This window comes from Marinobacter sp. CA1 (assembly GCF_020546665.1).
GTDB lineage: Bacteria > Pseudomonadota > Gammaproteobacteria > Pseudomonadales > Oleiphilaceae > Marinobacter > Marinobacter xestospongiae.
The window spans coordinates 467,440-479,725 of record NZ_CP071785.1 but is presented as its reverse complement, the minus strand read 5'-3'; the positions used below and the strand labels follow the sequence as shown (position 1 = coordinate 479,725).

At 66.6% G+C, this 12,286-nt stretch carries 13 protein-coding genes; all 13 read left to right on the top strand.

Going from position 1 to position 12,286, the window contains the following annotated elements:
• Positions 1-146 precede the first annotated feature (146 nt).
• Positions 147-1,208 (top strand): helix-turn-helix transcriptional regulator, encoded by a 1,062-nt coding sequence (locus J2887_RS02235; protein ID WP_227173828.1) that lies wholly within the window; start codon positions 147-149, stop codon positions 1,206-1,208.
• A gap of 56 nt (positions 1,209-1,264) precedes the next feature.
• Positions 1,265-2,497 carry an MFS transporter gene (locus tag J2887_RS02230; protein ID WP_227173827.1) on the top strand — a complete coding sequence of 411 codons (1,233 nt, stop codon included), beginning with the start codon at positions 1,265-1,267 and terminating at the stop codon, positions 2,495-2,497.
• Between the two features lie 3 nt (positions 2,498-2,500).
• Positions 2,501-3,517: a FecCD family ABC transporter permease gene (locus tag J2887_RS02225; RefSeq protein WP_227173826.1), complete on the top strand. Its 1,017-nt coding sequence runs from the start codon at positions 2,501-2,503 to the stop codon at positions 3,515-3,517.
• A gap of 8 nt (positions 3,518-3,525) precedes the next feature.
• Positions 3,526-4,593: a FecCD family ABC transporter permease gene (locus J2887_RS02220; RefSeq protein WP_227173825.1), complete on the top strand. Its 1,068-nt coding sequence runs from the start codon at positions 3,526-3,528 to the stop codon at positions 4,591-4,593.
• Positions 4,593-5,399, top strand: coding sequence for an ABC transporter ATP-binding protein (locus tag J2887_RS02215; RefSeq protein ID WP_227173824.1), 807 nt, complete (start codon positions 4,593-4,595; stop codon positions 5,397-5,399). Before J2887_RS02220 ends, J2887_RS02215 begins: the two co-directional genes overlap by 1 nt.
• A gap of 2 nt (positions 5,400-5,401) precedes the next feature.
• Entirely contained in the window at positions 5,402-6,328 is a 927-nt protein-coding gene (locus J2887_RS02210) for an iron-siderophore ABC transporter substrate-binding protein (protein WP_324197242.1), read from the top strand.
• Positions 6,329-6,468: 140 nt separating this feature from the next.
• Complete coding sequence (locus J2887_RS02205) at positions 6,469-7,419, top strand: alpha/beta hydrolase (protein WP_227173823.1); 951 nt, start codon at positions 6,469-6,471, stop codon at positions 7,417-7,419.
• Positions 7,420-7,549: 130 nt separating this feature from the next.
• The gene (locus tag J2887_RS02200) at positions 7,550-7,951 is read left to right on the top strand and encodes a winged helix-turn-helix domain-containing protein (RefSeq protein ID WP_227173822.1); all 402 of its coding nucleotides are present in this window, start codon (positions 7,550-7,552) and stop codon (positions 7,949-7,951) included.
• Positions 7,952-8,051: 100 nt separating this feature from the next.
• Positions 8,052-8,828 (top strand): molybdate ABC transporter substrate-binding protein, encoded by a 777-nt coding sequence (gene modA, locus J2887_RS02195; protein WP_227173821.1) that lies wholly within the window; start codon positions 8,052-8,054, stop codon positions 8,826-8,828.
• A gap of 6 nt (positions 8,829-8,834) precedes the next feature.
• The gene (gene modB / locus J2887_RS02190; protein ID WP_227173820.1) at positions 8,835-9,515 is read left to right on the top strand and encodes a molybdate ABC transporter permease subunit; all 681 of its coding nucleotides are present in this window, start codon (positions 8,835-8,837) and stop codon (positions 9,513-9,515) included.
• The gene (gene modC / locus J2887_RS02185; protein WP_227173819.1) at positions 9,512-10,585 is read left to right on the top strand and encodes a molybdenum ABC transporter ATP-binding protein; all 1,074 of its coding nucleotides are present in this window, start codon (positions 9,512-9,514) and stop codon (positions 10,583-10,585) included. Before modB ends, modC begins: the two co-directional genes overlap by 4 nt.
• Before the next feature lie 102 nt (positions 10,586-10,687).
• Positions 10,688-11,590, top strand: coding sequence for an alpha/beta fold hydrolase (locus J2887_RS02180; protein WP_227173818.1), 903 nt, complete (start codon positions 10,688-10,690; stop codon positions 11,588-11,590).
• Positions 11,591-11,660: 70 nt separating this feature from the next.
• Positions 11,661-12,278 carry a DUF938 domain-containing protein gene (locus J2887_RS02175; RefSeq protein ID WP_227173817.1) on the top strand — a complete coding sequence of 206 codons (618 nt, stop codon included), beginning with the start codon at positions 11,661-11,663 and terminating at the stop codon, positions 12,276-12,278.
• Positions 12,279-12,286: the final 8 nt, after the last annotated feature.

Genomic DNA, 12,286 nt, shown 5'->3' with positions numbered 1-12,286 from the left:
AGAGCTGATCGTCCGCTGATCATGATGAGGTTAATGATATGAATTCTCATTAATATTACGGACTGCAAAGCCGGATAGGAAGACGGTATCATTCTGCTCAATCGCCTTCGCATTATGCGCAAACATCAACTTGGATCGAGCCCACCATGCCCCTTACCGAACGACCATCCCAGGCCCCTGACACCACCACCGACCGGGCCAGCGAGATACTCTCCAAACGGGTGGTGCTGGCGGAAATGGTGGAGCGGGACCAGCGCCAGAAAATCGTGGCCCGCAACCTCCCCTATGGCCGGGTACTGGCCACCGGCCGCTTCCTGTCCGAGACCACGCCCTCGGGCCTGGGCATCCAGGCGGGCTACAGCGAGGAGCAGGCCGATGCCCACGTGGTGGCAACCATCCAGCCCTGCCTGACCCTCACCGTGCTGCTCTGCGGCGAAGTCCATTTCGGCTACGACAGCGAGGAGTTCGTGCTGCGCGCACCCCGTGGCGGCCGCCAGCTCGGCCAGCAGGCGCTGGCGGTCAACCTGCGCCGGCTGACCACCTTCCGCCGGGAGATCCGCCGCAGTGAGCAGCCCCTGGGCAAGGTCCACATCCAGGCCGGGCCGGACTGGTTCCTTCGCGGCAAGGGCGACAGCGACATGCGCCAGCGCCTGACCAACCGCCTGCTGGGCCAGCATCTGGCCCGTCACTACTGGCAACCCTCACGGCGGGTGCTGACACTGTGTGAGCAGATCCTTGCGCTGCGGGAGGAAGGCGACGCCCTGCACCGCAACCTGCAGGCCGAAAGCCTGGCGTTGCAGGTGATGGGGCACTTTATCGAGGACGTGCTGCGGGCGCCGGACGGCACCGACACCGCTACCGCCCAGCCCCCGAGCCGTCGCGGGGAACCCCTGGCCGCCGCCCTCGCCTTTATCGAGGCCCACCTGCACCGGGAGCTGCGGCTGGAGGAGATCGCCCGGGCCTCCGCCATGAGCGTCAGCACCCTGCAGCGGCGATTCAAACAGGAAACCGGTATTACGGTATTTGACTACATCCGCAACCGACGCCTGGACAAGGTCCGGGATGGCCTGCGCATGGACCGCCTCAGCATCAGCGAAGCCGCCTACATGGCGGGCTACAACCACCCTTCCAACTTCATTACTGCGTTCAAACGGCGCTTCGGCGTCACCCCCGGCAACATGAATGACAACAATTCTCGTTCATTGTAAAGCCCCGACCCTTTGGCTAAGATGCCGCGCTTGTAGTCATCAGCCCTCGGGTCCCCATGCCGAACGCCACGCCCACCAAAACACCCCTGGTTGCCCTCAACCTGGCGTTGTTGATCAACATGCTGTCAATCGGCAGCCTGATGATGGCGATGCCCCTGGGCGCGGACTTTGTCGGCCCCCTGGGGATGCGCCCGGAACACATCGGCTATCTCAGCGGTGCGGCCACCCTGGCGGCCGCCGCCGTCAGCCTGCTGGCCGCGCCCTGGCTTGACCGCTGCAACCGCAAGCACGCCCTGGTGGCGCTGGTGAGCCTGCGCTTCCTGTGTCTGTCGGCCTGCAGCCTGGCCCGTGACGGTACCGACCTGACGGTGCTGTTTGTGCTGGCCGGCGCCCTGTCCGGCCCCCTCAGCGCGGTACTGATGGCCGCCATGCTGGATCTGATCCCACCGGCGGAACGGGGGCGCCGACTGGCCTATGTGGCGATGGGCTTCTCCCTGGCCGCCATCATCGTGGTGCCGTTTGCCCTGACGGTGTCCCAGCACTGGAGCTGGCGCAGCCCGTTCCTGATCACCGGTGGCCTGGGGCTGATGCTGGCGCTGGGCACCGCCTGGCTGTTCCCGACCCTGGGCCCGGCCAGCGACAAGCCGCGCCAGTCCCTGACCACGCTGCTGGGCAATCCCCTGTGCCAGGTGGCCCTGCTGGTGGCGGCGGTGCAGATGGCGGGGCATGCCGCCCTGGTGCCGCAGTTCGCCAGTTACTTCCAGTTCAATCTGGGCTTTCCCCGCGCCGACATTCCCGAACTCTACTTTGCCGGCGGCCTGGCCAGCATCGCCGCCATGCGCCTGAGCGGCTCGCTGATCGATCGCGGCCTGCCGGTGGTCGCCGTGGTGGGCAGCAACCTGGTGCTGATGACGGTCACCATCGCCGGCTTCGCCCTCAACGCCGCCGCGCCGCTGTTGCTGGTGTTCACCCTGTTCATGGCCATGAGCTCGGCCCGCTTCAGCGCGACCCAGGCCATCGTGTCGCTGATCCCCGCCGCCGATCAGCGCGCCGCCTACATGGCGCTGCAGAGCACGGTGGTCAGCGTGGCGTCCGGTCTGGCCGGCATGGCCGGCGCCGGCTACCTGGATTCCACCGCCAGCGGCGCGCTGGTGGGCTTCGATACCCTGGCCTGGCTGGCGGCCGCCGGCATGCTGTTCGCCATGGTCGGGCTGCTTTATATCCTGCGCCAGCTGCGCGCCACCACCAGCACACCGGCGGCCCTCGCCACCGCCCCGACCGGAGACTGACCGATGCCTGTGACCCAACGCTGGTTCCTTACTGTTGGCCTTGTCGCCGTGGCGCTGCTGTTTGCCCTGTCCATGGCCACCGGTGCCGGAGTCTACGGCGCCCCCGAGGTCGCCGGGTTCTACCTTGGTGACCCGACCCTGACCGCCGACCCCAAACTGGCGATGATTCTGGAAACCCTGCGCCTGCCCCGCACCCTGGCGGCGCTGGTGGTGGGGGCCTGCCTCGCCGTTGCCGCCACGCTGTTGCAGAGCGCCACCCGCAACCCGCTGGCGGAACCGGGGTTGCTGGGAATCAACTCCGGCGCGGTGTTCGGGCTGGTACTGGGGCTGACCTACTTCGGCATCGAGTCCACCAGCGGTTATCTGGTGTGGTCCGGTGCCGGCGCCCTGCTGGGCAACGTGGTGGTGCTGGGGCTGGGGCTGATGCTCGGTCCCTCCAGTCCGCTCAAGCTGGTGCTGGTGGGGGTGGCCATGAACGCGGTGTTCGGGGGCATGTACAGCTTCCTGCTGATCTCCAACCGGGTGGCCCTGGATCAGTTCCGGTTCTGGAACCTGGGCTCGCTGGCCGGCGCCGACCTGGTGGCGGTGCAGACCGTGCTGCCGCTGGCGCTGGTATCCACGGTGCTGGCCCTGGCGCTGTGTCAGCGGCTGACGCTGATGCAGATGGGCGACCAGCAGGCCCGCGCCCTCGGGGTCTCCACCAGCCGGGTACGGTTCGGCGTGCTGATCGGCTCCACCCTGTTCACTGCCTGCGCCATCGCCATTGCCGGCCCGGTGGGGTTCGTCGGGTTTCTCGCTGCGTACTGCGGTCGCATGGTGGAACCGGTGGCGCTGATCCGTCAGGTGGTGTTCTCGGCGCTGATGGGGGCGCTGTTCCTGCTGGCCGCCGACATCCTCGCCCGCTGGCTGGTCCAGCCCTTTGAACTGCCGGTGGGCACCCTGCTGGCGCTGGTGGGCGCCCCGGCGCTGATTGCGGTGGTGCTGCGGGGCGGCTTCCGCTCATTGCTGTCGGTGAAATGAGGTCCGCTATGTCCAACTCTGCTCCCAACGCCCTGCCCTACCAGGGCCCCTCCGACTGCTGGCACCTCCGTGTCGGACGCTGGTCCGTGCTGCTGCACCGGCGCGCCTGGCTGGTCACCCTGGCGATGACGGTGCTGCTGGTGTTGGCCTCCCTGGTGGCGCTGTCGATCGGCTCGGCCCAACTCACCATCGCCGACGCCTGGCACACCCTGCTGGGCCAGGGCAACCGGCTGCAGGAGGTGATGGTGTTCAAGATCCGTCTGCCACGACTGCTGGCGGTGATTGTCGCTGGCGCCGCACTGGGACTGTCCGGGTGCCTGATCCAGACCCTGGTCCGCAACCGTCTGGCCACCCCGGACATGGTCGGCGTCAACGAGGGCGCCACCCTTGCCATCGTACTGTTTTCCCTCTACCTCACCGCCGGCAGCTGGCCCTGGTGGGCCTCGCCCCTGGGGGCCTCGCTGGCGGTCGCGGCGCTGTACACCCTGTGCCGCAACCCCGGCGAGCAGGGCTACCTGTTCGTGGTCATCGGAATCGCGCTGACGGAGCTGTTCCAGGCGCTGGGGGATTTTCTGATGTCGACCCAGTCGCCGGTGCATCTCAACAGCCTGTACCTGTGGACCATGGGACACTTTGCCGGCCAGGGCTACAGCGTGCTGGCGCCGGTGGCGCTGTGTCTGCTGGCGCTGTGCCCACTGCTGGCGTGGCTGGTGCGGCCGCTGTCCGTGCTGCCCTTCGGCACCGCCACCGCCCAGGGTCTCGGGGTCAACGTCAACCGGCTGCAACTGCTGATCCTGACCCTGGCGATCCTGGTGGCGGCGCTGGGCACGGCCATCGGCGGGCCGGTGATTTTCATCGCCATGGCAGCGCCGATCCTGGCCTCCAAGCTGGTGCGCAACGGCCCGGTGCCGGTGTGGATTGCCGCCCTGGCTGGCGCCCTGCTGCTGGTGCTCAGCGATACCCTGGTGCGGGTACTGGCCGCGCCGACGGAGGTGCCCACCGGCATCATGACCCGCTTCCTCGGGGGCATTCTGCTTTTGTTCTTACTGATCCAGGACCGACGGAGGGTTGACTGATGACACTGCTGAGCGGCCACGATATTGAGTTTTCCTACCACCAGCGGCCGGTGTTGACGAACATCAGCCTGACGGTGCCCGAAGGCGAGCTGGTGGGCATTGTCGGCCCCAATGGCAGCGGCAAGTCCACCCTGCTGAAGCTGCTGGCCCACCAGGAACCGCTGCGTCACGGTCGCATCGAGCTCAAACAGCGACCACTGACCGATTACGGTACCCGGGAGCTGGCGCGGGAGCTGGCGTTCCTGCCGCAACGGCCGCTGATACCCGCCGGCATCCGCGTGGAACAACTGGTGCAGTATGGCCGTCACCCCCACCAGGGCTGGCTCAGCCAATGGAGCGAGGAGGACCGCCAGCAGGTGGCCGCCGCCTGCGAGGCCATGCAGCTTGAGGACTTGCTGCACCGGCCGGTGTCGGATCTCTCCGGCGGTCAGGCCCAGCGGGTCTGGCTGGCCATGATCCTGGCCCAGAACACCGATCTGGTGCTGCTGGACGAACCCACCAGCGCCCTCGACATTGGCCATCAGACCGAGGTGATGGAGGCGATCCACCGGATGACCGCCAGCGGCAAGACCGTGCTGATCGTTCTCCACGACCTCGCCATGGCGGCACGCTACTGTGACCGCCTGCTGGCCCTGGCGGACGGCTCCATCGCCGCGGCCGGGCCACCCCGGGAGGTGATCACCAAGCCGCTGATCGACCGCCTGTACCAGACCGACGTTGACATACTCCAGGCCCCCGGCGACGGTGCACCAATCATCGTGCCCCGGCGTCAGGCCTTTGATTCACCCACTGCAAGGAAGTCATGACCATGGTTCCATCCCTGTTACGTCCTGCGCTCCTGGCCCTGCTGGCCCTGATGTTTTCCGTTTCCGGCGCCCACGCCGACAGCCGCGAGGTGGTCGACGCCTTTGGCGACACCGTGACCATTCCCGCCCAGCCCCAGCGTATCCTCACCCTCAGCGAGATTGACCTGGACATCGCCCTGACCCTGGGCGTCCAGCCGGTTGGTGCCATCAATGGCCGCGGCCAGTCAACGCCGCCCCGCTACCTGCTGGATAAGGCCGACGACCTCAACATCGTCGGTGACCTTGGCAACCCCAATCTGGAAAAGGTACTGGAACTGCAGCCGGACCTGATTCTCACCAGCCAGGACCGTCCGGAAATGCTGGAACTGCTGCGCTCCATCGCCCCCACGGTGGTCACCAGCCAATGGGGCACGCCCTGGAAGCAGACCCTGACCAAGGTCGGTGAGGTGCTGCAGCGGGAAGATGAGGCCGCCGAGTTCCTGGCGCAGTACGACGACCGCATCCAGCAGGTGCGGACCAGGCTCGCCGACCACCAGGGCGACACCATCAGCGTGGTGCGCTGGAATCCCAAGGGGCCGGCCTATATGTTCCGCGATTCCTTCGCCAGCAAGATCGCCCGTGAACTGGGCCTGGTACGTCCCGATCATCAGCAGGACGAAGGCTACACCCACTCCCTGACCCTGAGCCTGGAATCCCTCAACCTGCTGGACGCCGACTGGCTGGTGATCGGCACCCTCAGCAACACTGGCGATGCCGTCGATGCCATGAACGAAGCCCTGGCGACCCCGGCGTTTGCCCAGCTGGAGGCGGTCAAGAGCGGCCATTACACCGCAGTGGACGGCTCCCTGTGGACATCCACCGGCGGACCGCTGGCAGCCCTGCAGGTGATTCGTGACATCGAGTCGCTGATCACCGGCCAAAGCGACTGAACAAGAACCCGTCACCTCCTGGCGGCCAAAACCGAACCGATGTCTCAGACTGGCCGGGCGTTCCCGGCTAGACTGAGACATTCGGTGTCTGATGGACCGGCCCGCCGGCGTCCCAGGCACATTCGCAGTAGGACTTGCCGATGGGGCACGCCATGAATTGCCAACAGACCTTCCTGATCGCCAGTGACAGCCGCCGCATCCCGGTCACCAGCTGGCGTCCCGACCACCCCCGCGCCACCCTGGTCATTGCCCACGGCATGGCCGAATACGCCGAGCGCTACGCGCCGCTGGCCCAGTGGCTGTGCGCCCAGGGCGTACAGGTGGTGGCCGCCGATCACCGTGGCCACGGCCCCCACTGCGCTCCCGAGGAGCTGGGGCATTTTGGCGATGAAGATGGCTGGAACAAGGTGGTGTCAGACCTGCACCAGGTGATCCGCTACGCCCGCAACCAGGCCCCGGACCTGCCCCTGACGCTGTTCGGTCACAGCATGGGCTCGTTCATTGCCCAGGCCTGCGCCCAGCAGTATGGCGAGGAGCTCGACAACCTGGTGCTGTGCGCCACCAACCGCATCAACCGCAAGGAGCTGTGCGCCTCGCGGGTGATGATCGCCGCCATCCGTCGTCTCAAGGGGCCGCGTCACCGCAGCTCGCTGATCAGCGACCGCACCTTCGGCGCCTTCAACCGCGAGTTTCAGCCCAACCGCACCAGTCACGACTGGCTCAGCCGCGACCCGGAGCAGGTCGATCGCTACCTGGCCGATCCGCTGTGCGGATTCGAATGCAGCAATCAGCTGTGGAGCGACTTTATCGGCGGCATGCTCACCATCGACCCCCGTCAGTGGCGCAAAGACCTGCCGGTTCACCTGATTGCCGGCAGCGAAGACCCGGTCGGTGAAATGGGCCATGGCGTCAGCCAGCACTGTGACGACCTCCACGCCGCCGGCGTTCCGGCGACGTTCCGGCTGTACCACGGCGCCCGCCACGAGCTGATCAACGAAACCAACGCCAGCGAGGTTTGGCAGCACCTGATCAGCAGCCTGCCGATCATTGACGGCGCCGCGCGTCCGACCCTGGCCGTGGTCAACGGCTGATCCCGCCGGAATGGTCCCGCCTGGCCTGCAACTGCGCCAGACGGGACACGGGCCAAGCGGGGGACGTCCAGGCATTTGCTTTGTTATCATGGCAAATCATCCAGCCTGAAACCGGACGCCATCGCCGCCGATGCCATTGCCCCTGACGCCCCGACTTCGCCTCAAGCTTGCCGATACCGTGGCCATGGGGCCAGGCAAGGCCCAGCTACTGGCCCTGATTGACGACACCCACTCGATCTCCGCAGCCGCCCGCCAGATGGGGATGAGCTACCGCCGCGCCTGGCTGCTGGTGGACACCATGAACCAGAGCTTTCGCCAGCCGCTGGTGGTCACCGCCACCGGGGGACGCCGAGGTGGCGGTGCCAGCCTTTCCGATACCGGGCACCAGGTGCTGACACTCTACCGCCAGTACGAGGCCCGGCTCCGACAATGCCCCGAACTGGACCAGCTGCAGCAGCTGTGCCGGGACACTGATGCCAGCGACGGGCCAGAGCGCCAGCACACGCCGCCGGAAACTGGCGCCGACAACTGACATTCCTCATTGATCCCGCCTCCGCCAGCGGCTATGATCCAGCCATCGTTATATACCGGCGTATATAATGCCGGTACCCAGCCACCCAGGGATGATCGCTATGCGTCTTGGTATTTCCCGTGTTGTCCTGGCCGTTTGTACACTTTGCCTCAGCCAGCTGGTCCGTGCAGATGAGATTCTGGTGGCGGTGGCCGCCAACTTCACCGATGCCGGTCGTGAACTGGCGGCGCTGTTCACCGACACCACCGGCCACCGGGCCCGGCTGAGCTACGGCTCCACCGGCAAGCTGTACGCCCAGATCGAACACGGCGCTCCGTTCGATGTGTTCCTGGCGGCCGATCGCCAACGTCCTGCACTGGCGGAACAGAACGGCCTCGCCGTCACTGGCTCACGGTTTACCTACGCCCGCGGCAAGCTGGTGCTGTGGAGCCCTCACCCGGACGCCTTTGAAGACGGCGAGATCTATCTCAACCAGGCGCCAACCACGCCGCTGGCCATCGCCAACCCCCGCACGGCACCCTATGGCCTGGCGGCCCGACAGACCCTGGAGTCGCTGACGTTATGGACCACCTGGCAGCCGCGACTGGTGCGCGGCGACTCCATCGCCCAGGCGTTCCAGTTTGTCGCCACCGGTAACGCCGGCGCCGGCTTTGTGGCGCTGTCCCAGGTCTCTGCCTGGCCTGATCCGGTGGGCTCGGTATGGCCGGTGCCGGAAACGCTCTACCAGCCTATTGAACAGCAGGCAGTGCTGCTCACCCGGGCACAGCACAACCCGGTGGCCCGGGCCTGGATGCAGTTCCTCCGCGGCGAGCCGGCCCAGGCGGTGATCCGCCGCTACGGCTACGCCACCGACTCCCCCAATGACGCTGACGGCTAACATCCCATGAGCGCAGAATGGCAGGCCATCTGGTTGACCCTGAAGCTGGCGACCGTCACCACCGCCATTCTGCTGATCGTGGCCACACCGCTGGCCTGGTGGCTGGCCCGCAGCCGTCACTGGCTGTGCCAACCCCTGGCCGCCGTGGTGGCGATGCCACTGGTACTGCCACCGACGGTGCTGGGATTCTATCTGCTGATCCTGATGGCCCCTTCCGGCCCGGTGGGACAACTGACCCAGAGCCTTGGCCTGGGCACCCTGCCGTTCACCTTTGAAGGTCTGGTGGTGGCGTCGGTGATCTACTCCCTGCCTTTCGCCGTCCAGCCGCTACAGGCCGCCTTCAGCGGCCTCAGCGAGCGCATGCTGGAAGCCGCCAGCACGCTGCGGGCCTCACCTCTGGACCGTTTCTTTACCGTCGTGTTGCCGCTGGCACGGCCCGGACTGCTGACCGCTACGGTGCTGACGTTCGCCCACACCATCGGCGAGTTCGGCGTGGTGCTGATGATCGGCGGCAACATTCCCGGTGAAACCAAGGTGCTGTCGGTGGCCATCTACGACCATGTCGAGACCCTGGAATACGCCCGGGCACACTGGCTGGCGGGCGGCATGGTGGCGTTCGCGTTCCTGGTGCTGCTCAGCCTTTACCTGATCAACGGCCGTCTGGGCGGCCATGGCCTTAAGCCATGAGCCCGCGTCTGCAGGCACGACTGCACCATCAGCGGCCGGACTTCACCCTGGAGGTGGATCTGGATCTGCCGGGCCAGGGAGTGACCGTGCTGTTCGGGCCCTCGGGGTGTGGCAAGACCACCCTGTTGCGCTGCCTCGCCGGATTGGAGTCCGCCAGCGGTCACATTACCGTGGCCGGCGAGACCTGGCTTGATGACCGAGTCCAGCGGCCGGTGCACCAACGCCCCCTGGCTTACGTGTTCCAGGAAGCCAGTCTGTTTCCTCACCTGTCGGTGACCGGCAACCTGCAGTACGGCTACCGCCGCACCCCCCGTCGTCTGCGACAGATCCACCCGTCCCAGGTGGAGGCCTGGCTGGGACTGGAGACACTGCGCGAGCGCTTTCCCCACCAGCTCTCCGGCGGCCAGCGCCAGCGTGTCGCCATTGCCCGCGCCCTGCTCACCAGCCCGCAGCTGCTGCTGATGGACGAACCACTGTCGGCCCTCGACCAGGCCAGCAAGCAGGACATCCTGCCCTACCTGGAACGATTGCACCGGGAGCTGGCCATTCCGGTACTGTACGTGACCCATTCCCCCGAGGAGATGGCGCGGCTGGCGGACCACCTGGTGGTCATGGCTGACGGCCGGGTACGTGCCCAGGGCAGCCTGACCGAGCTGCTGCCCCGGCTGGACCTGCCGGTTACCTCCGCCCAGGAGGTGGGCGTGGTGATTGACGCCACACTCACCACGGAGGACGCCGACTGGCATCTGAGCCGGGCCGATTTCAACGGTGGCGCGCTGTGGCTGCCGACGCCTACCCGACCCCTGGGTAGCCCGCTGCGGCTGCGGGTGCTGGCGCGGGACGTCAGCCTGGCGCGCCAACCCCATCATGATCAGAGTATCCAGAACCTGCTGCCGGCCACCGTGGTGTCGGTGGACAGCGATCACCATCCGGCCATGGCGCTGGTACAACTGACCCTGGGGGACACTCCGCTGCTGGCCCGCCTGACCCGCCGCGCCGCCGACCAGCTCAACCTGACTCCGGGCCAGCAGCTCTGGGCACAGGTCAAGTCCGTCGCCATCGTCGACTAGTGTCTTGTCTGAGGCGATTGGCCTCTTTCTCCGTAACCGGTGAACTGGCCCACGGGCTACCATGCCCGCCCGCTGACCTACCCTATCAACGACGGAGCCACCATGACCCGCATCCTCACCCGTGACCATCACTCCCTCTACGTTCGCGAACTGGGCCGGGGGCCAACGGTGGTGTTGTTGCATGGATTCGGCATGGACAGCCGTCACTGGCTGCCACTGGTGTTGCCCCTGGCCCACCGCTACCGCTTCGTGATGCCGGATCTGCGGGGCTTTGGCCGGTCGTCGCGGCTGAGCTGCAGCGAGGATTGCGTGGCCAGCAGCCACGCTCATGATCTGCAGGCGGTGCTGGCGCATTTCGGTCAGGGCAAGGCACTGAGGGTTGGCGGCATCTCCCTGGGCGCCACCACGGTGTTGCGATACATGGAGTTGTACGGCGATGAGCGTCTCAGCCACTACCTGCACATCGACCAGGCGCCCCGGGTCTCCCACGGACCCGATTGGCCCTGGGGACTGTTCGGCGCCGACGGCCCGGAGCTGATGGCAAGCTGGCAACCCACGCTGGAATTTCTTGCCGGGGCGGACCCGAACCAGCGCTTCGACACCTTTCCCGACGCCGAAAAGGCCCGTTTCTACAACCATCTGGGCGCTTTCCTGGCCAAAGCCATGAGCCGGCCCTGGATGCAGTGGGGAGCCCGGCAACTGGCCCAAAGGCCCGCCGCCGCCCACCGTCTGGTGCCGGTGGATAACTGGTATACCCTGTACCAGCACCTGCGGGCCTACACCGAGCGGGACTACAACTTCCTGCCACTGCTGCCGTCGTTGCAGGTGCCCACCACCATCATCACCGGCCGTCGCTCAGCCATGTACCCCTGGCAGGGCCAGGCGCAGATGCAGCAACGGATGCCCAACGCCCGTCTGGTGATGTTTGAGAACAGTGGTCATGTCCCTATACTGGACCAGCCCCTGCGCTTTGTTCTGGAACTGGACCGGGCCTTCCGCGGCTGACGCAGCAGACGCCGCCAGCCAGGCCGGTGCCGTTCGGGGCCCCATCCGTCATCGCTGAGAGACTCCGGACATGTCCGACAAACCCTTTTCCCAGGCCTGTGAGAACAACAAGTCGCCGATTCTCGCGCAACTGACACAGTGGCTGCCCGAGCGGGGCCGGGTGCTGGAGATTGGCACCGGTACCGGTCAACACGCCGTCCACTTCGCCGCCGCCCTGCCCGACCTGATCTGGCAACCCAGTGATCATCCGGACAACGCCGGTTTGTGCCGGCCCTGGCTGCAGGAGGCCGGGCTGGACAACCTTGCCGAGCCGGTGGCGCTGGACGTAGGCCGCCGGCCCTGGGCGATTCCCCGACCGATCGCCGCGGTGTACTCCGCCAACACCGCCCACATCATGGCCTGGCCGGAAGTGGAAGCGATGTTTGCGGGAGTTGCGGAGCTGCTGCCGCAAGCCGGGGTGTTTTGCCTTTATGGTCCCTTCAATTACCAGGGTCGCTATACCAGCGACAGTAACCGGCAGTTCGATGAGCACCTGAGAGCGCGCCAGGCCAGCATGGGGATTCGGGATCTGGACGACCTGGTCGCCCTGGGGCATCGGGTGGGGTTGGTTCTGGAAGAGGATGCCGCCATGCCTGCCAACAACCGGCTGCTACTCTGGCGGCGGGATGGAGTATCCGGGGACCGCTGACCGGCGGC

Coding starts and splice junctions, on each gene's coding strand:
- modC (WP_227173819.1), top strand. CDS start 9,512: ATGAGCCCGCGTCTGCAGGCACGACTGCACCATCAGCGGCCGGACTTC.
- J2887_RS02235 (WP_227173828.1), top strand. CDS start 147: ATGCCCCTTACCGAACGACCATCCCAGGCCCCTGACACCACCACCGAC.
- J2887_RS02180 (WP_227173818.1), top strand. CDS start 10,688: ATGACCCGCATCCTCACCCGTGACCATCACTCCCTCTACGTTCGCGAA.
- J2887_RS02210 (WP_324197242.1), top strand. CDS start 5,402: ATGGTTCCATCCCTGTTACGTCCTGCGCTCCTGGCCCTGCTGGCCCTG.
- modA (WP_227173821.1), top strand. CDS start 8,052: ATGCGTCTTGGTATTTCCCGTGTTGTCCTGGCCGTTTGTACACTTTGC.
- modB (WP_227173820.1), top strand. CDS start 8,835: ATGAGCGCAGAATGGCAGGCCATCTGGTTGACCCTGAAGCTGGCGACC.
- J2887_RS02215 (WP_227173824.1), top strand. CDS start 4,593: ATGACACTGCTGAGCGGCCACGATATTGAGTTTTCCTACCACCAGCGG.
- J2887_RS02230 (WP_227173827.1), top strand. CDS start 1,265: ATGCCGAACGCCACGCCCACCAAAACACCCCTGGTTGCCCTCAACCTG.
- J2887_RS02225 (WP_227173826.1), top strand. CDS start 2,501: ATGCCTGTGACCCAACGCTGGTTCCTTACTGTTGGCCTTGTCGCCGTG.
- J2887_RS02220 (WP_227173825.1), top strand. CDS start 3,526: ATGTCCAACTCTGCTCCCAACGCCCTGCCCTACCAGGGCCCCTCCGAC.
- J2887_RS02205 (WP_227173823.1), top strand. CDS start 6,469: ATGGGGCACGCCATGAATTGCCAACAGACCTTCCTGATCGCCAGTGAC.
- J2887_RS02175 (WP_227173817.1), top strand. CDS start 11,661: ATGTCCGACAAACCCTTTTCCCAGGCCTGTGAGAACAACAAGTCGCCG.
- J2887_RS02200 (WP_227173822.1), top strand. CDS start 7,550: ATGCCATTGCCCCTGACGCCCCGACTTCGCCTCAAGCTTGCCGATACC.